This is a genomic window from Candidatus Villigracilis affinis, assembly GCF_016705895.1.
In the GTDB taxonomy this organism is placed as follows: domain Bacteria; phylum Chloroflexota; class Anaerolineae; order Anaerolineales; family Villigracilaceae; genus Villigracilis; species Villigracilis affinis.
Window position 1 is genome coordinate 116,851 of the sequence record NZ_JADJKT010000005.1, and the last position, 22,579, is coordinate 139,429.

General features: G+C 51.8%; 21 protein-coding genes. 5 read left to right on the plus strand and 16 right to left on the minus strand.

Going from position 1 to position 22,579, the window contains the following annotated elements:
- Positions 1–13 precede the first annotated feature (13 nt).
- From IPI86_RS03210 to surE, 6 genes are all read right to left on the minus strand, one after another.
- Positions 14–1,543 (minus strand): hypothetical protein, encoded by a 1,530-nt coding sequence (locus tag IPI86_RS03210; RefSeq protein WP_345296544.1) that lies wholly within the window; start codon positions 1,541–1,543, stop codon positions 14–16.
- Between the two features lies 1 nt (position 1,544).
- Positions 1,545–3,065 carry a hypothetical protein gene (locus IPI86_RS03215; RefSeq protein WP_345296545.1) on the minus strand — a complete coding sequence of 507 codons (1,521 nt, stop codon included), beginning with the start codon at positions 3,063–3,065 and terminating at the stop codon, positions 1,545–1,547.
- A gap of 1 nt (position 3,066) precedes the next feature.
- On the minus strand, positions 3,067–3,756 hold the full coding sequence (locus IPI86_RS03220) for a hypothetical protein (protein WP_345296546.1): 690 nt from the start codon (positions 3,754–3,756) through the stop codon (positions 3,067–3,069).
- A 12-nt stretch (positions 3,757–3,768) separates the two neighbouring features.
- Positions 3,769–4,236 carry an ASCH domain-containing protein gene (locus IPI86_RS03225; RefSeq protein ID WP_345296547.1) on the minus strand — a complete coding sequence of 156 codons (468 nt, stop codon included), beginning with the start codon at positions 4,234–4,236 and terminating at the stop codon, positions 3,769–3,771.
- Entirely contained in the window at positions 4,236–4,517 is a 282-nt protein-coding gene (locus tag IPI86_RS03230; RefSeq protein ID WP_345296548.1) for a hypothetical protein, read from the minus strand. Before IPI86_RS03230 ends, IPI86_RS03225 begins: the two co-directional genes overlap by 1 nt.
- 75 nt (positions 4,518–4,592) lie before the next feature.
- Positions 4,593–5,357: a 5'/3'-nucleotidase SurE gene (surE, locus tag IPI86_RS03235; protein ID WP_345296549.1), complete on the minus strand. Its 765-nt coding sequence runs from the start codon at positions 5,355–5,357 to the stop codon at positions 4,593–4,595.
- Between the two features lie 52 nt (positions 5,358–5,409).
- Here surE and IPI86_RS03240 point away from each other — a divergent pair, with 52 nt between their 5' ends.
- The 4 genes from IPI86_RS03240 to IPI86_RS03255 all read left to right on the plus strand — a co-directional run bounded on the left by IPI86_RS03240 (position 5,410) and on the right by IPI86_RS03255 (position 11,417).
- Positions 5,410–6,492 carry a hypothetical protein gene (locus IPI86_RS03240; RefSeq protein ID WP_345296550.1) on the plus strand — a complete coding sequence of 361 codons (1,083 nt, stop codon included), beginning with the start codon at positions 5,410–5,412 and terminating at the stop codon, positions 6,490–6,492.
- Positions 6,493–6,497: 5 nt separating this feature from the next.
- Complete coding sequence (locus IPI86_RS03245) at positions 6,498–7,151, plus strand: hypothetical protein (RefSeq protein WP_345296551.1); 654 nt, start codon at positions 6,498–6,500, stop codon at positions 7,149–7,151.
- Between the two features lie 19 nt (positions 7,152–7,170).
- The gene (locus tag IPI86_RS03250; protein WP_345296552.1) at positions 7,171–9,660 is read left to right on the plus strand and encodes a peptidoglycan DD-metalloendopeptidase family protein; all 2,490 of its coding nucleotides are present in this window, start codon (positions 7,171–7,173) and stop codon (positions 9,658–9,660) included.
- Positions 9,661–9,881: 221 nt separating this feature from the next.
- Positions 9,882–11,417 (plus strand): S-layer homology domain-containing protein, encoded by a 1,536-nt coding sequence (locus tag IPI86_RS03255; RefSeq protein WP_345296553.1) that lies wholly within the window; start codon positions 9,882–9,884, stop codon positions 11,415–11,417.
- Between the two features lie 74 nt (positions 11,418–11,491).
- Here the strand turns inward: IPI86_RS03255 and IPI86_RS03260 are convergent, their stop codons facing one another.
- Together IPI86_RS03260 and IPI86_RS03265 are read right to left on the minus strand one after the other, a co-directional pair.
- Positions 11,492–12,403, minus strand: coding sequence for a VOC family protein (locus IPI86_RS03260; RefSeq protein WP_345296554.1), 912 nt, complete (start codon positions 12,401–12,403; stop codon positions 11,492–11,494).
- Positions 12,404–12,506: 103 nt separating this feature from the next.
- Positions 12,507–13,151: an NAD(P)-binding domain-containing protein gene (locus IPI86_RS03265; RefSeq protein WP_345296555.1), complete on the minus strand. Its 645-nt coding sequence runs from the start codon at positions 13,149–13,151 to the stop codon at positions 12,507–12,509.
- A gap of 135 nt (positions 13,152–13,286) precedes the next feature.
- Between IPI86_RS03265 and IPI86_RS03270 the strand changes: the two genes are divergently transcribed.
- Complete coding sequence (locus IPI86_RS03270; protein ID WP_345296556.1) at positions 13,287–13,853, plus strand: TetR/AcrR family transcriptional regulator; 567 nt, start codon at positions 13,287–13,289, stop codon at positions 13,851–13,853.
- A gap of 28 nt (positions 13,854–13,881) precedes the next feature.
- Here the strand turns inward: IPI86_RS03270 and IPI86_RS03275 are convergent, their stop codons facing one another.
- The 8 genes from IPI86_RS03275 to IPI86_RS03310 all read right to left on the minus strand — a co-directional run bounded on the left by IPI86_RS03275 (position 13,882) and on the right by IPI86_RS03310 (position 22,255).
- Positions 13,882–14,940 carry an SIS domain-containing protein gene (locus IPI86_RS03275; RefSeq protein ID WP_345296557.1) on the minus strand — a complete coding sequence of 353 codons (1,059 nt, stop codon included), beginning with the start codon at positions 14,938–14,940 and terminating at the stop codon, positions 13,882–13,884.
- Between the two features lie 96 nt (positions 14,941–15,036).
- Complete coding sequence (locus IPI86_RS03280; RefSeq protein ID WP_345296558.1) at positions 15,037–16,521, minus strand: peptidase S10; 1,485 nt, start codon at positions 16,519–16,521, stop codon at positions 15,037–15,039.
- Entirely contained in the window at positions 16,514–16,888 is a 375-nt protein-coding gene (locus IPI86_RS03285) for a hypothetical protein (RefSeq protein ID WP_345296559.1), read from the minus strand. Before IPI86_RS03285 ends, IPI86_RS03280 begins: the two co-directional genes overlap by 8 nt.
- Positions 16,889–17,049: 161 nt before the next feature.
- Complete coding sequence (gene rsmI / locus IPI86_RS03290; RefSeq protein WP_345296560.1) at positions 17,050–17,874, minus strand: 16S rRNA (cytidine(1402)-2'-O)-methyltransferase; 825 nt, start codon at positions 17,872–17,874, stop codon at positions 17,050–17,052.
- Between the two features lie 59 nt (positions 17,875–17,933).
- Positions 17,934–19,412 (minus strand): serine/threonine-protein kinase, encoded by a 1,479-nt coding sequence (locus IPI86_RS03295; protein ID WP_345296561.1) that lies wholly within the window; start codon positions 19,410–19,412, stop codon positions 17,934–17,936.
- Between the two features lie 122 nt (positions 19,413–19,534).
- A complete protein-coding gene (locus IPI86_RS03300; RefSeq protein ID WP_345296562.1) occupies positions 19,535–20,245 on the minus strand; it encodes a hypothetical protein in 711 nt (236 codons plus the stop codon).
- An 84-nt stretch (positions 20,246–20,329) separates the two neighbouring features.
- A complete protein-coding gene (locus IPI86_RS03305) occupies positions 20,330–20,947 on the minus strand; it encodes a helix-turn-helix domain-containing protein (protein WP_345296563.1) in 618 nt (205 codons plus the stop codon).
- A 3-nt stretch (positions 20,948–20,950) separates the two neighbouring features.
- Positions 20,951–22,255: a BCD family MFS transporter gene (locus IPI86_RS03310; RefSeq protein ID WP_345296564.1), complete on the minus strand. Its 1,305-nt coding sequence runs from the start codon at positions 22,253–22,255 to the stop codon at positions 20,951–20,953.
- Positions 22,256–22,579 lie beyond the last annotated feature (324 nt).

The following is a 22,579-nucleotide window of genomic DNA, read 5'->3' on the forward strand; positions in this document are numbered from 1 at the left end:
TTTATAATTCAAATTAGCGGGCCGATAGATAACGGTAATACAACGACTGCCTGACATTGGCAATGAAATTCTTCGAGAGTTTATCCTGCATATACGCGAGCGTGTAAATATCATCGGCGAGGATGGCATTGGGATGCTCAAGCTCGGGCGCGCCACCCTTCTCAAGATGTGTGGCAGCTTCAACGTTCGGTTGGGCGCGCTGTATTTCATCCAGCACAACATAATACTCGTAGGTCCGCGAGACAGAGCGATTGATCTCGTAAAGCGGAGTCAACGCACCGAGAACAAGTAAAACGTAAAAAGTGATAATTAAACCGCGTGATGTGACTTTATTCAAAATAGTTTCACCGACCATCGTCATCAAATAAAACAGCGGCGCGATCGAAGCGCGCATCACAAAATCGCGGCCATTGCCGAGTTGAATGAACGGCATGAGCAAAAGCAGAATCCCCGTCACTGCCCAGCGCGGGTCACGCCATTTGGATGGAGCCAGCATCAACCAAAAGATACCGCCATCGAGCAAAAAGAAAACCAGTAAATCCTTCAGCGCGATCAGTTGAAATCCGCGTTCCTGTGCGGCAGTATTAGAGGAAAAAAAGAAATAAGAAAGAAGAAAGATAATTCCTGTGGCAAGCAAAAGACCAACGCGAATGGATTTGAAAAACGATCTCCAATCGGTCAAAGTGAAGAAATCAATCATGAGATAGGGGATCAACCCGATGGAAGCCAGCGGCGCAAAGAAAAAGGACAACGCCCAAACAAATCCCTTCTGCGAAAGAGTCTGCGCATCATTGCGGACCGTTGACAGGATCAGCGCAATACACAGCCACGCAGGGACAGCTTGATTGAACACCCAAAACAACTGCGTAGTGAACGATGAGTATTGCAAATCGCCGCCCGACCAAATTTCAAGATGCTGCACTGGCGGCCAGAGTGTCGGATAGTCCTTTGCGAAAAGCAATGTGCCGATGACATCCAATCCACTGAAGAAGATCAGCAACAATGCGGATTTGACCAACGATGTCTTGAGTTTTAGATTTAAATGCAAAACCGTGAGCAAAACACCAAACCACGTCCACAGGAAGAGGATGAAGTTGGCAACGCCCCATCCGAGAATGCGCCCGGCAAGCGCGGCAGGAAGCCAGTAGCCCACATAATACACCAGCATGGTGATCGGTCCGCGCTCGGGGGAGGAATAAGTCACAGGCCAGCCATTCGTCACAAGATCGCGGAAGACCGCATTGCGCCAGTGATGGTCCCAATTTTGAAAGGCATATCCACCCACGCCAGAGAGGAAGACCCAAAGGCCAATGATGAGAGCAGTAATCAGTAACCAGCGCACAGGGACAGGGGAAGATTGTTCGAATTGCTCCTGTTTGAATATCTGCCACAGCGCCCACACGATGACAGCCACAACTGGAATCGCAACAGATAAGCGCAGCCAGCCCATGCAAAAGATGATGAATGGGATGGTGAGATAAAGGTAGGTGATGCGGGAAAGATGCTTGACCATGAACAGCGAGAGTGCGACGCACCCAGCCAATCTAGCGCTTTTCGTAAATTATATAATCATCTTCAAGGATTGTAACGGAATAATTCTCTTTCAGAAATGCGCGCAATTCAGGAAATTCGCGGCTGGTATCTGGGCCGGTGAGCCAGGGCTTATCCACGGCGATGACTTCAACGATGAAGCGCGGATTCGCCGCCTGCAATTCGTCCATGAAATCAGCGCGCAGGTTTTGAATGTAGGGCGTTGAAACATGATGATAGAAATAAAAATCGAAAACATATTTCGTGGCGAGAGGCGCGCGTGTTTCAAGCATGGCGAGCAGGGTGCCGCCTGTCCAATCCAATGGCTGGACGGTATCACCCACCTGCATATTTTCTTCGAGGTAACTGGCGATCTCTTCGGCACGGTCTGTGGTCTTGGCGATGGGGCGGTTTTGGATTTGGCGCAGGAAGGTATTGGAGGGACGGATAGTGACGGCAATGGTAAATAAAAAAATCAGTGAAGAAAGAAGAAAGAGGAAAGAGGGTGGTAATTGAAAAATGGAAAGTGGATGTTGTTCGGTGAGGGCGAGGGAGGCGAGGATGACGATGAAATAGACAAATGGAATGTAGTGATATTCGAAAAATTGACCCGAGAATGCGGGGTAAATAGCATAACAAACAGCAAGGCCAGCAAGCAGATACGCTTGTCTTTTATTTTCCTGCGGGACGAGATACACACCCAATAAAGCAGGGATGAACCAAAGCGCATGTCCACCCAGACGAAGGGACTGATTCAGCAAAAATGGAATTCTCGTCCCCGATTCAGTGATCTCCATCTGCCCGTTGACTTGGGCATAGAGCGGCCAATAGTGGAGGGCAATGTCAATGAAGGGAGTCAGCGCGTCGGTGAGGGCGAGCCATGCGATCACAGCGAGGACAGGAAGGGCAAATCCGATTCCAATAGGGAGGGTGCTGGTAGTGGCAGATTTTAGTAGAGTCAACTTTCGGCGTTGGATCAGGTCTATGATGTCAAAGAGCAGGATCGGGAGGAGTCCGAGCGCGGCATGGGGTTTGATCACTGCCGATAGGCCGAAGAGAATCCCAATGAGCAGACGATGCTTATAGGTCAAGACATCCCGCATGGATAACCAGACGGCGAGTGCGACAAAGCCAAGCAAGAGATATTCGCGCTGCAACGACATGAACGCGCCGCCCTGCATGTATTTCAGCCCAAAGAGAATCGCGGCGGCGAACGCGACTGGTTTGCCAAAACGGCGCATGAATAAAAATGTGATAGTGAGCAGCGCGGCAAGAATGCCAAGATCAAGCAGGCGCAGACGGAAGAATCCGCTGAAGCCGCTCAACCTGCCAAGCAGATAATAGGCGGCGAAACTGCCAGGCATTTGAAAATCGAAGAGGTCGCGGTAGGGAACGCGGCCCTCGCTGTGCATGAGGAAGGCTTCATAAAGAAGGGGCGCTTCGTCGTGGGCGATGGGCCATTGCAGGGAAAATGCTGCTTGCGCGATGAGAAGAACGGCAAGCAAAATGAGAACGAGCGTTGTGATGCGCCGCATTTTATTTGACGTCTTCTCCCAGATCCATTTCGGTAGTGGAGACGAGTTCGCGCGTGGATGGATTAATTTTGGCGATGAAGTTCTTTTCGCTGGCCGTGTAAATAATGAACAGGTTGAGATTGTCCTTGTAATACTGCGAGAGGACGGCATCCACATTTTCGATCAATTCGGTATAGCCGTTTCCGCCGACATCTGAAATGGCGGCTGTGAATTTATCGCGATAATCAAGAAAGCCATCGGCATTGCTGTCGGCTTTGACAACGCCATAGACCCAAAACTCAACTACCGGCGCGGGCTGATCGGGGTTGGCGGGATCATAGACCAATTGCGGAAAACCAGTAGTTTGATTAATGACATACTCGTTGGTCGGCAGGAGTCGGTGATAGGCTTCCGTATTCACATTGAAGAACACGTAATTGTAGGTGAAATATGGCGAGTACCCGGAGGATAAACTACTGTTGATCCACTGAAATGGATTGAGACTCGTCTCACGTGTGGCTGGCTTGGGAATGATTCCCGCCATGAGATAACTTGTCCCTTGAATGGGATTGAAGGAGGAAAGGGATTTTTCAACAGGCACAGGCGTGGAAGCTGATTCCGCGGCGGCGGGCGCAATTTCCCTGGCAATATCTGGAATGCAGGCCGTGGTAAAAAGAACAAGCATCAACACCAAAGGCAGAAAGCGTTTCACAACAACCTCTTTCTATTTATAGATGACCTTGAAGCGTTCACAGACCAGCGGCATGTCTTCGCTGAATTCCCTGCCAATTTTCGGAAGCACGCGCGAAAAGAAATTTTTATGAGCCCTGCGCCAGTATTCGAGCGAATGATCTCCTTCGCCTTCGGATTCGGCGAATTCCTCATCCACATCGCGATAGCGGCAAACGAAGACTTCCATGGTCTCGATGATGCACATGGGATCCCCGTTCCCGTTCAAAACAATGGTGATCAGCCCGGGCTGCGGAATGTTTTTCCCTTCGGCTTCCCACTCCCAAAGTGCGGAGCATGTGCCCGTCTTGATCCCATCCACTACAAGTTGACCGAGTTCCTGCGCGAGATTGGGACTATCCCCAAAACCTTCGGCAACATAGGTCTTGCCAAAATACCGCGAATTGGGCGGCAGGCTGTGCAAAAACGCATACCAATAATGATCTAAAGTTGACTCGTCCATCACACAAATTCTCCACCAGTAACATGTTGATCCAATAAGCGACGATCGTAGCTGAATTTCAATTCCACTTCCATGCGCTGAAAGCATCGGCCGCTGCCCATTAATACTTTGCGGCCATAATATACATCGCGATTCGACTCGTATTCCACGCTCAGTTCGTTGTCCAGGTCAATACGGCCTTCGACCACCTCTCCGCAGCGCATGCATTTGACGGAGAAGGTATGATAGCGTTTTTCCGCTTTCGCGGGGGTGCCACTAAATAATTTTTTCAGGAAATCCATAAAAGCCTCTCAATAAAAGACAGTGGACGATAGACAATTGACCGTGGTCCACCGTCTATCATCCACCATCCATTCCTAAAACTTCCACTTCTTCAACACATCCATCGCCTTGTAATGGGTCAGATCCAATTGCAGCGGCGTGATGGACACATAGCCTGCGCGCAGGGCGCCGAAATCGGTGCCGGGCTCGTCCACGCCGGTGGGGGCTTCGCCGCCGATCCAGTAATACGGCTTGCCGCGCGGATCAACGCGCTCATCCAATGCATCGCGATACACGCGCAAGCCCTGACGGGTGATCATGTAGCCTTTGAGTTTTTCCTTCTTCAAATACGGCACATTGACATTCATCACCACGCCTTCGGGCAGACCATCGGCCATCACCTTTTTTGCGACGCGGCGGGCAACAATGGCCGCGGTGGAATAATCCAATGCACCTTTGAAGCCCTCGGGCGAATCAAGCGAAACCGCAATGCCTTTCACGCCCGCGATCACGCCTTCCATTGCCGCGGTGACGGTTCCAGAATAGGTCACATCATGGCCAAGATTGGCATTCGGGTTAATGCCCGAAACGACCAGGTCCACCTGCTTTTCGATCAAGCCAAGCAGCGGCAAAGCCACACAATCTGAAGGCGCGCCGTCCGAAGCGAAAGCAGAGGTTCCATCCGCAAGCAGCACTTCACGCACACGCAGCGGACGTTCCATCGTTTTCACATGCCCCGAAGCCGACCAGTTCTTATCGGGCGCAAAGACAGTCACTTTGCCAAGTTTACGCATTTCCTTCGCCAGAGCGAGGAGTCCGGGCGCCTGCACGCCGTCATCGTTGGTTACAAGTATGTGCATGAGTCGATTTCCGATTTATGATTTTAGATTTCCTGATGATTATAATCCCCACATGAAAAAATCCAACAAGTATCGCCTTTCCCATCTTTCATCCTTGATCCTTTATCTTTCATCCTTAATTTCCTGCTCCCCCACTCCCCAACCTCCCGCAAAAAACATCCTCGCCGCCATTCGGCTCAACCCGCCCGCACTGATCCAATTTTCCGAAGACCTCGCGCCCCTCAGCGAACTTCCACTTTCTCTTCCAGCGGATTGCGGCGTCTATGACATTTTCTCCCCGTCACGTGGATCCACCCTCGCTGTGGAAATCTCCTGCTCGTTTGGGCAATCGGTTCTTTTTCTGGACACGGAAACTGGTGCGGTCACCCAGGCATTCCCTCAGGGTGACAGTCACTTCCTTGCGTGGGCATCCAACAGCAAGTCCGTTTTTCTGCGCGTGGACAATGCCTCCAACCCGACCATCATGCGCGTGAATATGGAAACGCTCGCCGCTGAGATCATCCCCATCAACGAATTCACCTACGACCTCGCACCCAAACCCGAGGGTTTTGATTTCACCTTCACCTTCTCACGCGGATTCGGATTCGGCAGTGAGATTCAACTCGCCAAAGATGATGGACGCATCATCCAGCTTCTGTATGCTGACCCGCTCCATTACATCTCCTTTGCGCGCTGGTCACCCGATGGAAAACAAATCGCCTTCATCAAAATTCCCGATTCGCAAATCCCATTTACGGTCGGCGAATTATGGGTGATGGATGCCGATGGAAGCAATCCGCGCAAACTCGCCGATGCAGATGCAGGTCACGGCTACGCGGCAAACTGGTCACCCGATGGAAAACGCATCGCGTTCATTGTCCGCGAGAATGGGGGGGATGAGTCTGCCAATGTCTCTGCCGAGGCATTGGTCAGCAATCTTTACGTTGTGGATGTTGCGACAGGCGATTTGGCGCAAATCACAAGCTTTAATGAAGGCCGAGTCGAAACCGCGCACTGGTCACCTGATGGAGAGGCACTTTTTTTTCTGCGAGTCCTGAATGGTAAAATGGAATTGCAAGTGAGAGATCTGCTCACAGACGAGATCAAAGCCCTTCTCGCAGAACCAGCCTGCTGTTTAAGTTGGATGCGAAAATAAATCCGATGCGAAAACTCACCACAATCCTCTCTATCCTTTTCATCGCAGCCTGCGCGGCGCAGAGCACATCCACGCGGCGTGAACTGGCTGTGCCCATAAAACAGGAAATCGCCTCGCCCACCGCGACGGTTTTACTGGAGACCGAAACAGCCACCGCCACGTTCGTTCCCCCCGCAATGACCCCAACCGAAACGCCACTGCCGCCGCTCGAATTGCCCTCGCCTGTGGCAAACCCGCCCGCCCTGCTCGCCTGGGACGGCACTCCGACCTATCTCGGCGATTCGAAACCCGATTATTTATTCCGCGTGAGATACGACCCCGAAATTTGGGCGCTCACCACCGATAGCTACGGCTACCCCGCCATCGCTCACCGCGGCATCGAGTATTGCGTCATCGCTCCCGCCTTCGGCCGCGGACTGCCTTCGAACACGACCGTGGAACATGACATTCGCAAATTCGGTGTCGTCGAATTTGAGGTCAACACCGTCTTTCGCGGCGGCGTTCGGCAATCCGTCACCTACCTTGGCGGCGACACGAATATTTACACAGGCTTCGAAGTGACCTTCGCCGAAAACGCCGACCTGTGTTTGCAGGAAGCCGAAGTGGTTTTTGCCACGTTCACATCGGTCAAAGTGACTCAAGCCACACCGGTTCCATAATCCATTTGGGGAAATCATTGTGACTCATCATCGCACAAAAAATATTCTCATCGCAATTCTTCTCGTCCTGTTTTTATTCGGCTTGCGCGGATCTCTGGCCCAGCGCGCACAGGCCGCGCCCGCCCAAGCGGTGACTGCATTTTTATATCCGCCGTATCCTGGCACAGCTTCGCAGGAATCGGTTTTTGATCACACTTCCCCGAATTATGTCGCTGATAACCGCGTCGTCACCTTCAACGGCGCCGAAGGCAGAAAGGCTTGTCCCAACCCGCCGCCTGCGGGCACGCCCCCGCCTGAAGCAGGCGTATGTGATATTGGCTACGGCGGTTACTGGTCTTATAAACTCGGCGACTGGCTTTTCTACGATGGTCACGATGGCATTGACTATGGCATGAGCTATCGTCCGTTGTATGCCGCCGCCGACGCCGATCAGGTCATCTATTCTGGCTGGTGGGACCCACAGAATCACAAAGTCAGCCTTGGCTTGTATGTCCGCCTGCATCATCCAAATGGATATTCAACTTCCTACGGTCACATGAGCGCGGTGGCGGTCTCAGCCTGCTCCACGCCGGGTTGTGTTTTCATTCCGCACGGTGAATGGATCGGTTTCAGCGGCAGCACGGGCAACTCATCGGGTCCGCATTTGCATTTGCGCGTGGTCAACCCCAGCGGCAAAGCCGTGGACCCCTACGGCTGGACAGGTTCCGGCGCAGACCCGTGGCCCAATAATCAAAAAGAATCGCTATGGGTTCAATATCCATCGCTCATTTATTACGGCGCGGCCATCTTCCCTTCGGGAAGTGCGTTGGGCTATCCACCTGCTCCTGTCAACGGCATCGTTGTAGATGATGGCGGCGCAGGCTTCAGCGAATCACCCGCGGCCTGCTGGAAGACAGGCACCTCCACCAACGCAACCAACGGCGCGATGCGTTATGTCAAACCGCGCACATCGGCGCCATCCTGCTCGGCACAATGGGCTTTTCCGCAAGGCACCACGGCGGGCGTGTATGCGGTGTACATCCGCGTACCATCGAATCACGCCACGGTCGAAGGCGCATTCTACGATATTCAACACGCAGGAAAAACGGCGCGTGTGCTCATCAATCAGGCTGTGTATCCAAACCGCTTCTATGCCGCCGACGGCTGGATCTACATGGGCAAATATAATTTCACCGGCACGGGGAGTGAATTCATCCGACTCACGAACCAGACTCAGGATGAGTCCGCTGCGATCGGGGATATGGAATTGGGTGCTGATTCCGTTCAATTCATCTATCAAGGCGACGCGACTCCGACTCCGCCGTCAATTGTTACTGATACCCCCACACCGACTCGTACGCTGACAGGGACTCCGACCAAGACCTTCACCCCCACGATCACGCGCACACCGACTGCTACTCGCACGGCAACGATCACGCGCACTCCCACCATCACACGGACGCCAACGATCACTCGTACACCCTCGAAGACTCCCACAGCAACAAACACCAAACCCGCCACGGCCACTCCGCTTTACACAAAGTTGAAACTATATTTCGTGGATCGTTTCAGGCTCAAAGCCAACACGCCGCCCTACGAAGTATTTGGCACGCGCTATCTTTCTTCCTCATCCAACTTACCCGAAGGCGTTTTGAAAGAATATTTCAAGGGCCCCGGCGCAACGGAATACGGCTGGGGATATACCGCCATCTATAACGGTTTTACAGGGTTCACCAAATTGGAGATCATCGGCGATGTGGCACATGTCCACCTCAAGGGTGCCTGTGTTTCAAGCGGGAAAGATTTCAACATCGCCGACCTGATCACATTGAATTTGAAACAGTTCGGCACCATTCAATCCGTGAAGATCTACGACCAGTTCGATCAAACTCAGAATCCATCAGGCACGGGGGATTCGGAGCCGATCTGCATCGACCCATCCTTCACGGCCACGGCGACTGCCAGCATTACCCCCACTGCATCGCGCACCCCCACACCGACAAAGACTCCCACGGTCACACGCACGCCGACCATTACAAAGACACCCACCAACACCCGCACCCCGTCACGCACACCCACGCCGACGAATACAAAGCTCCCATCGGCAACGCCAGCCTACACCAAAGTGACCGTTTACTTTGTGAACAAGGCCAAATACAACGCCAACACTCCGCCCTTCGAAGTGGAGGGAAAACGCTACGTCAGTTCATCCGCCGACTTTGCAAAGTTCGTTCTGGATGAATATTTCAAAGGTCCCGGCCTGACCGAAAAAAACGACTACGGCTGGATCGCCGTCTTCAGCGGATTCACGGGTTATTCCAAATTCGAGGTCAAAGATGGTGTGGCGCATATCTACCTCAAAGGCACCTGCAATTCCGCTGGCAGGGAATACAACCTCGCCGATATTCTGATGGTGAATTTGAAGCAATTCAACAGCCGAATCCAATTCGTGAAGATCTACGACGAGAACGGGTCTACACAGATTCCCGACGGCGCAAGCGATTCCATCCCTGCCTGTCTGGCACCGTAATAGCCCTGCATGTATTTTAGGACGCTGATAAACGCTGATTATTTGCTCTTACATCGCGTTTGCATTTGATGCAAGTATCAGTAAAAATCAACATTCATACTTGCCATGGCAGTCAGCGTTATCTACAATTCTGTTAGGGGAGACAATTAATATTTGCGTCTCTTGTTTTACCTGTAAAATGAAATCAATTGATGATTCTCATTAGAAAATAGGATGACAAAATGAAAAGAAATAATTCAACTGTGTTTCGCAAGATCGCCTACGGAATTATGTTGTTCAGCTTGTTCATCTCCATTCTCGGCGTTGGGAATTTATCGACCGCTCAGGCTCAAGAGGGTTCATCGGATGGTGTGGATTATTTGATCCCTGAAGCTGACCTGTTGTCATTGGAAGCAAAGGATGCCATTGCATTATCGCTCACCAACTGGCAATATGAGGCTCCCCAAAATGGCAGGTTCTCGGTGCTGTCCCTGCGGCAGGGAACAAACTGGGCGCTGGCAACCATCGCCTCCGCAGATTTAATAACTCACAAGCCTGTCGACCAGGAGGCATCCGTGTCTAACGGCAGGCTCGTTCCTCTTGTACTTGTTTTTGACAATGGCAAATGGAAGGCTGCCGTAAAAGGGGACAGGGATATACAAACTTTATTGAATTTGATTCCCGAAAGTGAATTGAGCGCCGAAGCAAAGAGCGCCTTATTTTTTGATCCTTCCATATCCAGTAATCAAGCCTATAACAATTATAAATTTCCATGGGCATCGGGAAAAGCATGGATCGTCCGCGGAACATGGCATGGCTCCAACAACCGCGCATTGGATTTCAGGCCAGCCGACAATACCAACGCAGATGTTTTAGCCGCGGCACCAGGCTACATTACCGCCCTTGCTCAATGCAGCCCATCGGATCATTACATCCTAAACATCACGACAGAAAACACCAGCGAATATCTAGGCTATACGCACCTAACAGGGGAATCTGTCCGTGCGGAAGGGCTGCAGTTGGGTGATTATGTAGCGCAAGGGCAGAAACTCGGCGTCATGGCTGGTGCATTCAGCGGAGCGGATTCCTGCGGTATCGCATCATCGGGTATGCATTTGCATGTCTTAATGGCCACCAAACCATTCACCATGGATGGAAAAACTTTTTCAGATAGTTACTGGTACGATGGTGTGGATCTGTACTCAACTCAAAACGGGCCCTCCACCATTTTTGCCGACGTCCCCGCTACATATTGGGCATGGAATTACATTGAGCGGCTGTACAACGCTGGCATTACTGGCGGATGCGGTTCATCGCCGCTGACTTATTGCCCGGAAAACACAGTCACGCGCGCGCAGATGGCGGTCTTTCTGTTGCGGGGCGAACATGGCTCAACCTATACTCCGCCCAATGCCAGCGGAACTGTTTTCAGCGATGTTCCATCCACATATTGGGCCGCAAACTGGATCGAGCAGTTGGCAAGTGAAGGCATCACCAGTGGATGCGGAACGGGAGTCTACTGTCCGGAGTCGCCCGTCACACGCGCACAAATGTCCGTATTCCTGCTACGCGCCAAACATGGCTCAACCTATATCCCGCCCGCTGCAAGCGGGGTCTTTACCGATGTCCCTGCTGATTACTGGGCCGCCGCATGGATCGAACAACTGGCCGCCGAAGGCATCACAAGCGGATGCGGCAGCGGCGCTTACTGCCCCGACCAAAGTGTTACACGCGCGCAAATGGCGGTCTTTTTGGTAAAAACATTTAATCTGCCTTAGGAAATAAAAACACAGTAGGGACACAGCGGCGCTGTGTCCCTACATATATGTCCCTGCATCTCTGTGTCCTTGGTTTATCCAACTTTCAGCACAACGCCGTTTTGCGACGGATCGTATAACAACAACCCGTTATCTGTTTTATTAGACGGGATTCCTGCATCGTCAATGCGTTTTACAACTTCATCCAACGCTTGTTGATTCGGCAATTCCACGGTGAAGTGACGCAGCCCGACTGCATCAGCGGGGGGAGGGGGAGCGCCTTCGCCTTTCCAGGCATTCAAACCAAGGTGGTGGTGATACCCACCTGCGGAAATGAATGCGGCTTTGAAACTGGATGAATTCCCCATCACATCGAAGCCGATGATGCCATGATAGAAATCCACGGCCTCCTGCACGTTGCGCACATGCAAATGGACATGTCCTACGCGTGTTTCAGCGGGCAATGGGTCATCGAGGCGGTCTTCTTCCTTCAGATGGGAGAACAAGGCTTCCACATCCAGGGGCTCGCGGCCATCGCTCCAGGAACCATCCGCGCGGCGGGTGACGAAGTCATCGTTTTCGATGATGAATGTGCCATCTTCGGGCGATTCACAATACAGTTCAATGCCGTTGCCTTCGGGGTCATCGAGGTAGGTGGTCTTCGTCATAATGTGGTCGGTGGGATAGTTGCGGTATTTCAACACAGACAAACGCGCCACAGCCCGCGCCAATTCACGGCGGTTGGGGAACAACACCGCAAAGTGATACAACCCCGTCACGCCGCGATAACGCTTCAGGTTGGCTTCTTCGGTCAGAAGCAGTAAGTCTGCACCACCTGCGCCGAGCCCCGCCCTGTTGCCTTCGCGCCAGTGGAGTTTGAATCCGAGCGCCTGGGTGTAGAACTGGATCTGATTCTCAAGGTTGGCCACTGTCAACGAGACCAGACCAAGTTTCGTGGCGGGATGAATCGAGAATTCCGTTTTGGCAGCATTTGTTTGTGCGTTCATTCTTTACCTCTATAAATGTCTCATCATTCCAAAATTCATTACCAGCCGACGAGACAAACAATAAATGGAGTGCGGGGTTTTGTGCCCCGCACTCCATTTTACATTATCCCAAAATTTTCAGTGCGCTGCCCCAATTGGTACCAAGTGTACCCTGCAGAACGATGTGCAACAATTGCATGCCTTCGATCTGGCGGGCACGGCTCAGCGGACCTGCATCCACGGCGCGCAGGCCGCCATCGGTCACAAGCTGGGCAACCTTTGCTTTGGCATCGGCATCATCGCCAGCGATGAAGACATCCAATTTTTGGCCAGCCACTTCACCGGCAATCAGTGTGCCTGCGTAGGTGGTATTGAAGGCCTTGACCACTTTCGCGCCAGAGGCAATCGCTTTGGCAAGGTCTTCCGCAGAGGAGGAATCGGCGGCGGTAGCGAGACCATCGTACGTGGAGTTCAGCGGGTTGGCAATATCCACGACGACCTTGCCAGCAAGTTTTGTACCAAGCTGCTTTGCGATCTCGATGTTGGTGCCGTACCAAACCGCAAGCACAACCACATCACCAAGTTCTGCATCGCCCAGGCTGGCAGTGGAGACCTTCGCGCCGTTTTTGGCAGAGGCTTTTACATCAGCGGCTGTCTTTTCTGCCACTTCGGGATTCGCATCCACAAAAGTGACCGAGTGACCGCCAGCAACTGCGCGGGTTCCGATACCGCGTCCCATGTTTCCTGATCCGATAATTGTTATGTTCATCTTGACTCTCCTTGAGTTGTTTGATAATATACATCCGTTGTGTAAACAACAGATGTTGCCTACTTTACCAACTCCCCCAATGAAAGTCAACCAACAAAGACTTGGTTCTGTTGACTAAGCGACAAAGGAGAGAAAATGTTGCCCAACCCCGATGAAAAACTGGACCCCCGCGTCAGGCGGACCCGAGGCCTGATCCTGCAATCCTTTGAGATTCTCCTCGCCGAAAAAGGATTCGAAACCATCTCCGTGCAGGATGTGACCGATAAGGCGCAGATCAATCGCGCCACCTTCTATGCCCACTTCCCCGATAAATACGCCCTGCTCGATTATTCCATTCAAAAGATGTTCATGTCTGAAATCGAAAAACGGACATTGAACGTGTGCAGTTATTCCCCCGATAACCTGCGAAACTTGATCCTTGCCGTGGTGGAATTCATTTCACACATACATACAGGCTGCGCCCAATCACATCAGCAATTCGAGTCTCTCATTGAAGGGACGATCAAAAAGGAAATATTCGATCTGCTTTCGTATTGGCTGCGAAAGTCCAAAGCCCCCACCGAAATCCCTGCCACTGTTGCCACTTGGGCAATCTACGGATTGGCCTCTCACTATAGCCACATGAAAAAACGCCCCGCCCTCGAAAAATTCGTGGACGAAGCGTTTCCGCTTGTGGCGGTCAATTTGGAACAGTTTGCGTAACTGTAGGGGCACGGCGGCGGCGTGCCCTTTACCCTAACGAACGTTTGAAATTCACAAAAGCATCTTCTTCAGAGGGGTCAGCGCCGTAGGCCATGGCGAGATAATAGGCCATGTAATCGCCAAAGATCATCAGAGTCCACAAATGAGCAATGACCGATTCACCGCGGGCATCAATCACGTCGGTGTTCAAGGCTTCGAGCATGAAAGTCTGACGCATCAGGTCGGAGCGCAGGCGGTTGCGTGGATGGTCACTGGGCGCGCGCAGGAATAGGGTCATCGTGTGAGCGTTGAGCGTGGGTGTTGGATTGATGGTAGCGATGAGGGTGTTGTGTGTGGCTTCGGGAATAATCTCGAAATTCGCGCCTGCCTTGGCAAGTTGATTGATCTGCATCTTCCAGCGGCGGGCAACGGGCGCGAGATTTTCCGTGCCAACAAAAGTGACCCAGCGCCCCACCAGTTGACCCGCGTAACGCTTGGCTGGGTTCTTCGCGGCGATCACATCGGCGGTGATGTGCTGCTGAGAACGTTTCATCATGGCAATGGCTTCGGCAACATCATTGGCAGGGTCAGGGATAAATCCCAGGCGGGAGAACAAGGCGAGCAATAGGCCAAAAGGATAGGCAACAGCGGCTGTATCCACCACGCCGTTGGAATCGAACTTCCAGGCGGGAATATTTTTATCAGTGGCGCGTTTGGCGATCTCTCCACCTGTGGAGATGACCATCACAGTGCAGTTGTTTTTTTGTGCAGCGTCGAAAACATCAAGCACTTCTTCGGAATTTCCTGAATGTGAAATGCAGACGACGAGAGTCTGAGGTCCGCTGGCAAAGGCGGGGAGGCTATAGCCGCGGTGCAATGTCACGGGGAGGCGAATGCTCGAGGAAACAGAAGCAGTTACCAGTTCGGCAGCGACCGCTGAGTCGCCCATCGCAGAAATGACAATAGATTGAATATCCTTGAAGGCAGGCAACGGCTGCGTTTGTCCAAGTTCCCATGCGGTTTGCAATTGATTCGGCAGGCCATCAATTTGGGCAAGCATGTTGCGGGTATCTATTTTTTTGAAAAGGTCGAGATCATCTAGATTCATGGTTTTCCATTTTTGTTAAACACGAAGGACACAAAGTACACAAAGGGTTTAATTTTGATTTCCTTCGTGACCGTTGTGTCCTTTGTGTTCAGGGTATTAACTTGCGTCCTTGATAAATTTGGCAATATCTTTCTTCAACTGCTTGAGCGAAGGAATGTGGATATACATCATATGACCTGCTTCGTAATAGCCCATGCTGATATTCTTGCGCAGGGATTCGTCAAGGCCGAGGTGGTCGAAGGTGTATTCGGTGGCGAAGTAAGGCGTGCCGAGGTCGTAATAGCCGTTGGCAACAAAGACCTTGAGGTATTTATTGAAGGTCATCGAGGCACGCAGGGTTTCGGCAACATTGACATATTGATTTTGGAAATACTCATACGACCAATTCAGGAAGACTTTGTCGCTGAGGATCTCGTAGGGCAGGTCGGTTTCGAATTTGAGCTCGGCGCGCAGATAATCGTTGAGCGTGGCAGTGTACGGACCATTGACCTGAGCAAACAACGGGTCGTAATCGGGCATGGCGGTGACGCCGTTGCGGTCAATGCCTGTGAAGCGGCTGTCCAAACGACCGACAGTTTTTCCACGCTCGCGCAGGAGTTCCTTGAAGAAGTGCTGGTCGTAGATGCGCAGGTTGGTGCGTTCGATGAAATCCTTCGAAATACCCGTGTAACGTGAAAGTTTTTCGACGACGCTGGCGCGTTCCTCGGGCGTGAGCGCCGCACCTTTGAGCAGAGCGGTCGCATATTCGCCTTTTGCAAATTCTTCGGCTTCCCTGACAACTTCCTTCAACGGCGCTTTGAAGCTCAACTTGCCATGATACCAAGCGGTGGCTGCGTAAGCAGGCAGGAAGAGAATGTACGGCAGGTCGTTGTTGAGGTTGAAATCAATAGTGGTGAAATCAAGCACGGCGGAAATGAGGATCAATCCGTTGAGGAACATGCCGTGACGTTCCTGTAAATAACCTGAAAGACCCGAGGCGCGGGTAGTGCCATAGGATTCGCCCGCGAGGAATTTCGGCGAAAGCCAGCGGTGATAGCGCGTGGAATACAGGCGGATGAAATCGCCGACCGATGCAATATCTCTCGAAAAGGTATGCCACTCGCGCGATTTCTCGCCTTCGACGGGGCGGCTGTAGCCTGTACTCATCGGGTCGATAAAAACAAGGTCGGTTTCATCGAGAATGGAAAAGGCATTATCGATGAGTTTGAACGGCGGTGGGGGCATTTCGCCTTCGTCGGTGAGGACGACGCGACGCGGTCCCAATACGCCCATGTGCAGCCACACAGACGAGGAGCCGGGGCCGCCGTTGAAGGAGAAGGTGATCGGACGTTTGGCTCTGTCTTTTACGCCATCGAGTGTATAAGCCACGAAGAACATCTGGGCACGGGGTTTATCCACCTCGGCGTCTTTTTCCTTGTCCCATACTTCCTCTTTAACGACCATCGTACCTGTGGTGACGGTGTATTTGATCGTCTTCCCGCCGATTTTTACCGAGTGTTTGGTTTCAACCAGGTTATCTTTTGGGGAAGGCTTTTCTTCCTTTTTTTCATCTTTCTTTTCTTCGGGTTTCTTTTCAGCCATTTTTATCTCCTACAAAAATAGGTTGGTTGGGGTCGTTGGTGTTACTGCTGCGTGGGGCAAATATAGCATAAAGAAGAGCAACATCCATTGCAACTCGGAATGGAACGCAGATGAAGGTCAACGTAGTGAAGATGCTGCCGATATCCTGAGTGGACCCACCCTGTTCCACCATGTACATGGGCAAAACAACGTACACCTGAGTGGCAAGCCCGATCAGCAGGGACAGCCCAAAGTAAATGCCTGCGGCAAGCGCTGTCCGTGGATATTCCTTCCGTCGCGAGATGGAGAATCCAAGCCCGACGGCGTGGAGGAACAGGGATGGGAGTTGCGGGAGAATGCTGGAGAAGATGGCGGTAAGGTATTCCATTTTTTATCCTGTAAAGAAATCTGGGTTCTCTCGTTTATAGTGGATTCATCCACAGATGGCGCAGGTTTTTCTATTTCTGCATAATCAGCTAAATCTACGGATGTGGAGATTGTCTCTGTCCAATTAATGCGCAGGCTAAAGTCTACAAGAAAAGCGTCTCACTATTTCACTGAATTGATCAGCGCGTACACGTCTTTTTTATTCCAGCCGCTTTGCGCGGCCAAGTCAACGGAAATTTCCTTTGCAGACTTCCCCTTTTGCAATTCTTTCCGAATGGCATCCATCAACTCAGATTCTTCCCACTTTCCATTTTCTTCTTTCCCCTTTCCTTCAACCACCAAAGTAAACTCGCCCCGCGGGTCTTTGGATTTGAAATATTCCAACGCGCCGCTGATCGATCCGCGCCAGTATTCTTCATAGAGTTTGGTCATTTCGCGGGCAACGCAGATGCGGCGGTCGCCAAGTGTGAAGAGGAGGTCTTCAAGCGAGTCCACGATGCGGTGGGGTGATTCAAGAAAGATCAGGGTGTAAGGCAAGTTGGAAACTTGCTCCACAGCTTTGCGGCGTTCGGAGCCCTTGTGCGGAAGGTAGCCGAGGTAGAGAAATGAATCCGTGGGCAGGCCGGAGACTGTCAAGGCGGCGATGGGTGCTGAAGGTCCGGGAACAGGCACAACGTCGAAGTTTGAAGCGAGAGCGGCCTTGACCAGTTCATAGCCGGGGTCGTTAATCGCGGGAGTCCCAGCATCGGAGATCAAGGCCACATCCCCTTCCGCAAGGGCGGCGAGGATCTGATCCAGTTTATGGATTTTGTTGTGTTCGAAATAGCTGGTGAGTTTGGTCTCGACCCCAAAGTGTTTGAGCAGCACGCCGCTGTGACGGGTATCTTCCGCCGCGATGAGTTGGACTTCCTTGAGAATGCGCAGGGCGCGCGGTGAAATATCTTCGAGGTTGCCGATCGGGGTTGCTATAAGAAAAAGGGTGCCCATTTGTTTATTTTATCATCCCGCTTTAAGAAAAAATCGGGCGCTCATCGCGCCCGATTCGGTTACTGGCAGGAACGCAGGTCTATCTTGAAAATGGTACAGCCCGCGCCATCCGCAGGGACAGGCGCGCAGCATTGATTGGTTGATTCAAAGATCGAACCTGATTCGCATTTATTGAGGTCATCATTTGCGACCACAGGTGGCACACAGACTTTGAGCTCGTATGAATAAAGCTGCCTGCCTGTGCATGCGATAATGCTCTTTCCATCGGAGGTGGTCTCGATTGCGCAGGTCATATCGGAGCTGAGCGATTCGAATTTCGCGCCTTCGGGGATGGAAACAGAAGTGTATGGAATCTTCGTAACGCAGGCTTTGTTCGTCTCACGGACATCGGGAACGGGAATAGAAATCCCTTCGGCGCAAGCCGCTGCAAAGGGCAACGGTGACGCGATCGATTCTGTCGGCGGCACTGAGGTCAATGTCGGTTTTTCTGTGGGGATTTCTTTTGGTGTGGAAGTAAAAACAACAGCGGTCAACGTGGGCGTTGACGTAGCTTCTGGCTGGACAAACAATTGATTGCGCAACAGGAACACACCAACGACCGCAACTAGCAGAACAACTCCAGCCACGGCAAGTCCCGCTTTTGCGCGGGGCGATTGCAGGGTGGTATTGCTTCGAACGACAGTGTTAAAACCTGTATGGGATAGACCAAGGTTTCCCTCATGTCCAAATGCAACCAGATTCAACGCCTTTGCCATTTCCAACGCAGTGGCATAACGCTTATCTTTATTCTTGGCCATCGACATTTTGATAATGTCGTCCACTTCAATGGGCAGGCTGGGGATCATGCTGAGAATTTCGGGAACAGGTTCGGTGATGTGTTTGACGACGACTCCCATGGGAGTATCGGCATTATAGGGCTGCTGACCGCTCAACATTTGATAAACGATCACGCCCAGCCCGTAGATGTCACTACGGCCGTCAATGGGATTCCCCTGAGCCTGCTCCGGGCTCATGTAGGCAGGCGTGCCGATCACCCCGCTGCCGGTCAGGCTGCCGCTGGAGGATTCTGTCAATTTGGCGATGCCGAAATCTGAAATGAACGGGTCGCCATTATTATCAAAGAGAATATTATCGGGTTTCAGGTCGCGATGAACAATGCCTTTTTTGTGGGCATAGTTGAGCCCCTGCGCGATCCTTTCGATGATGCGGGCCGTATCCTGAACAGTGACCTTCCCCTGCGCGATGAGGTCTGAAAGAGAGCCGCCCGTCATGAAACGCATGACGAAATATGGCTGGCCATCCTCTTCACCGACATCGTATACCGGCACAATGGCAGGATGCTCCAACCCGGCAACGATCTTCAACTCCCGATCAAAACGCCCGCGGAATTGCGGATCATGCAGCATCTCCCGGGGCAGGACCTTGATGGCGACTTCGCGGTCAAAGCTGGGGTCGTATGCACGGTATACAGTAGCCATACCGCCGCGTCCCAGTTCTGATTTAACTTCATAGCGTCCGATTTTTGAGGGGATAGGCATGAGCCCAAGTATAACCACATCAATATGATGATGCAAGCAAAGATGTGGTTTTTAGCAAATCCATCCGCAGACGACACCGATTTTCCCCGATCAGTGGAATCTGCGGATGATTCTGCGATTCATTAATCCGCTGCGGCCTGCGCGGTGTGAATCGACACGGTCTGCGTCTGGGTCATGGCGCGGTATCCCGCCCAGATCAAAGAGATGCCGATGAATTCGGTCACGAAGAGTACTTCCACGTACCCAAAGCGGGTGAAGGAACCACCGATGCCCGGCAAAAGCGCACCGATCGCGATAAGCCAATTGCCAAGCACACGGCTGCCTGAATCCAGCTTGCGGGCATATTGGATCGCAGACCACGCCGCACCACCCACAAGAAAGATCATGGCATACGTATTGGGCAGGATCGAGAACATACGTGCCCAGGTCCAGGTCATGACCTTACCGGTCAGGCGGGCTGGGTCAACAAGAGACATATCCACGGGCGCAAGGATGATGGCTACAGCGGCAATCGCAATGTAAACAATAAAGAACCAGGCGAGGAAATCCGCAGCCTTTTTCTTCAATAAAAGATAAACTGTCCCCTGAGCAAGCGGGAACGCGCCGAGCAATGCGCCGCTGATGTACCAGGCTTTCATGTTCCATACGCTCCAGCCAACGAGGGTATTAATGGATTCGGTCAATGTGCCGATGCCGAAGCAGAACGCGCCGATGGTCCACCACATGAGATATTTTGCCTCAGGCTTGCGCTGCCAGTGTTTGTACAGAGCAAGCGTGAACGAAAATGAAATGATGGTGGTGACGATGGGAATGTAGTGAGTGATGTTTTGCATTTGAAACTCCTTTTGATTTTATGTCATGGCGAGAGCAAGCGCCGTCATGTAATGACAGATGGATAAAATAAAAATGCCAATCGATCAACGATTGGCATTCAATAACTGATAGGTTTGCAGAAGACTGATCAAAATTTCATCTGTAAAAGTATGCATCTTTTGGAACATTTCTGCGGTTTGTCCCGACGGCACATTGGCTTCACCGTAAACTTTTATCACCGATTCGATCAATGTATTTCTGAAAAACAAAAAAGCTTTTGCCGCATCCACATAATCCAGACTGTATCGATGCGCCCGTGAGGCATATTCGTAACCGAGTGCATACGATTCGCTCTCGGCTTCCGCGCCGCCGGTGGCAACATAATTCATCAAGCCGTGGAACAACGACCGCGCGCTCATGCGGTATTGCGTCCGCGCATCTTCATCCAATTTTTGATACCAGGATTCGGCCTGTAACCGTCCCTCCGAGATCTGCATGCGGACATTCCTGACGACTTCATTCATCATGCCTTCAGGTTCGATCATGCTGGACTTGTGAGTTGATTCTGCCCAAAGGGAAATTTCGCTGCGCTTATAGCGGCGATGACCGCCCTGCGTCTTGTGCGTGGGCAACACGCCTTTATCAGACCACAGCCTCACCGTGCTGGGATGTACGCCCAGTATTTTTGCCGCATCACTGAGGGAAAGCCATTCGTCAGTCATGTTTTACTCCGCGGCCAGAGCCACTTTCTCTACAAAGGAAGGCTCATGCGCCTGTTTTTGAAATGCGCCGACATCAATGCGATAGAGCATGATCGCGGCAAGGAACAGCATAAAGGCTTCAAGGCCGAACACAACGAGATATCCGCTCAGGGCATTGCCTGTCAGTTGTGTGGCGAGGTCAGCGACAAGCCCAGCCATTAACAAGCCCAACAAACGTGAGAGTCCGTTCGAGAAGCCCCATGCACCTATATACAAACCGACTTTTTCCGGAACTGTCAGATCAAACATCAGGGAAAGATTGGCAACTGTGGAAATGCCCGTGCCGAATCCGAGCAGGGTGATGCCAATGTAAAAAGTGGTCAGGCTTGCCGTTAAGCCGCTGAGAACAATGATCAGAAAACCGATCAACGCGCCGAGGTTGCCAGATTGGGCAATGTATTTCTTTTTCACACGCCCCTCAAGAATAGCCGCCACAACAAAAGCGATCAGCGTGAAGAAACTACTGATGGACACGATGCGCGAGGTTTGCTCCAGAGTCATGCCGAAGGCTTGCGCGCCAAAGGGTTCGAGCAGTACATCCTGGCCGAGAATGGCAGCGAGGAGCAATAAAAGATAGGCGAAGAAGATCCGCGCGACCGGGTTGGCGGTGATGGCTGCGGTCATCTCTTTGACAGTGTATGCTTCGGAGCGCGGAATTGAGTCTTCACTCTTGAAGGGCGGTTCCAGTTTGATGAGGCCGAGCAGGCCCAAGGTCAGGGCTGAAACGGCGACAATGAGAAATGCGCGCGAAAGCGTTTCGGGGTCGTATGTCGTTACCATGTTACTCAGGCTGATTCCCGTCACGATCAAACCGAACACCATGGCGATGAACATGGTTGCGATTGTTTTGCCGCGTCCCTTTTCGCCGGAGAGCTCCGAGGCGAGAGAGAGATAGGAAACGGCGGAGAGGTTGTACCCCATGCCCCACATGCCGAAGGCAATGACACCTACGATGATCCCAAGCGTGAAGTTTTTGCTGATCAACACGGCGATTTGGGGTGCGATCGCCACGCCAAGCACACAAAGAATTAATCCTGCGAGGATGTATGGAACGCGTCGATACCCGAAAATGGGATGACGGTCTGAGAATGAGCCGATGGCAACTTGAATGGGGGAAAGCACATAAGGGAAAATGGCGAGAAGCGTGAAAATGGTTTTGGAGATGCCGAGATCAAAGATCATGACCCGATTGAGTGTGCTGTTGAAAGGCACAAGCGTAATGGCGACGGCTGTATGAATGAGAGCGAGTTGAAGGCGTTTGATGAGCATGATTTCCTTTGATCGTTTAATAAAAACGAGCAAGGGCGTTTTTGGGAACGCCCTCGCCTCTGACGTTCGAATTGTACTTTTTGGGGGAAAATACGCAATGTAGATTTATGTAGAATTTTACTAGAGATTGGTTAGCGTGAAATATTGGGGAATTATGAAGTTTAAAGGGTGATGGGGCAAAATAAATTACCAGTTCCCCTTTAAATCGATAGAGCCGGGGTGTGAGCCCGGCTCTATCTAAGGAGGAGAAGAGAACTCAACTGTATCACCTGCCGCAAAAATATGCTGGGCGCATCCCCTACGTCCACTGCACGATGATGCGAC

Coding starts and splice junctions, on each gene's coding strand:
- IPI86_RS03300 (WP_345296562.1), bottom strand. CDS start 20,245: ATGCAAAACATCACTCACTACATTCCCATCGTCACCACCATCATTTCA.
- IPI86_RS03225 (WP_345296547.1), bottom strand. CDS start 4,236: ATGGACGAGTCAACTTTAGATCATTATTGGTATGCGTTTTTGCACAGC.
- IPI86_RS03285 (WP_345296559.1), bottom strand. CDS start 16,888: ATGGAATACCTTACCGCCATCTTCTCCAGCATTCTCCCGCAACTCCCA.
- IPI86_RS03245 (WP_345296551.1), top strand. CDS start 6,498: ATGCGAAAACTCACCACAATCCTCTCTATCCTTTTCATCGCAGCCTGC.
- IPI86_RS03260 (WP_345296554.1), bottom strand. CDS start 12,403: ATGAACGCACAAACAAATGCTGCCAAAACGGAATTCTCGATTCATCCC.
- IPI86_RS03270 (WP_345296556.1), top strand. CDS start 13,287: ATGTTGCCCAACCCCGATGAAAAACTGGACCCCCGCGTCAGGCGGACC.
- IPI86_RS03280 (WP_345296558.1), bottom strand. CDS start 16,521: ATGGCTGAAAAGAAACCCGAAGAAAAGAAAGATGAAAAAAAGGAAGAA.
- IPI86_RS03265 (WP_345296555.1), bottom strand. CDS start 13,151: ATGAACATAACAATTATCGGATCAGGAAACATGGGACGCGGTATCGGA.
- IPI86_RS03310 (WP_345296564.1), bottom strand. CDS start 22,255: ATGCTCATCAAACGCCTTCAACTCGCTCTCATTCATACAGCCGTCGCC.
- IPI86_RS03255 (WP_345296553.1), top strand. CDS start 9,882: ATGAAAAGAAATAATTCAACTGTGTTTCGCAAGATCGCCTACGGAATT.
- surE (WP_345296549.1), bottom strand. CDS start 5,357: ATGCACATACTTGTAACCAACGATGACGGCGTGCAGGCGCCCGGACTC.
- IPI86_RS03295 (WP_345296561.1), bottom strand. CDS start 19,412: ATGCCTATCCCCTCAAAAATCGGACGCTATGAAGTTAAATCAGAACTG.
- IPI86_RS03215 (WP_345296545.1), bottom strand. CDS start 3,065: ATGCGGCGCATCACAACGCTCGTTCTCATTTTGCTTGCCGTTCTTCTC.
- rsmI (WP_345296560.1), bottom strand. CDS start 17,874: ATGGGCACCCTTTTTCTTATAGCAACCCCGATCGGCAACCTCGAAGAT.
- IPI86_RS03305 (WP_345296563.1), bottom strand. CDS start 20,947: ATGACTGACGAATGGCTTTCCCTCAGTGATGCGGCAAAAATACTGGGC.
- IPI86_RS03275 (WP_345296557.1), bottom strand. CDS start 14,940: ATGAATCTAGATGATCTCGACCTTTTCAAAAAAATAGATACCCGCAAC.
- IPI86_RS03230 (WP_345296548.1), bottom strand. CDS start 4,517: ATGGATTTCCTGAAAAAATTATTTAGTGGCACCCCCGCGAAAGCGGAA.
- IPI86_RS03240 (WP_345296550.1), top strand. CDS start 5,410: ATGAAAAAATCCAACAAGTATCGCCTTTCCCATCTTTCATCCTTGATC.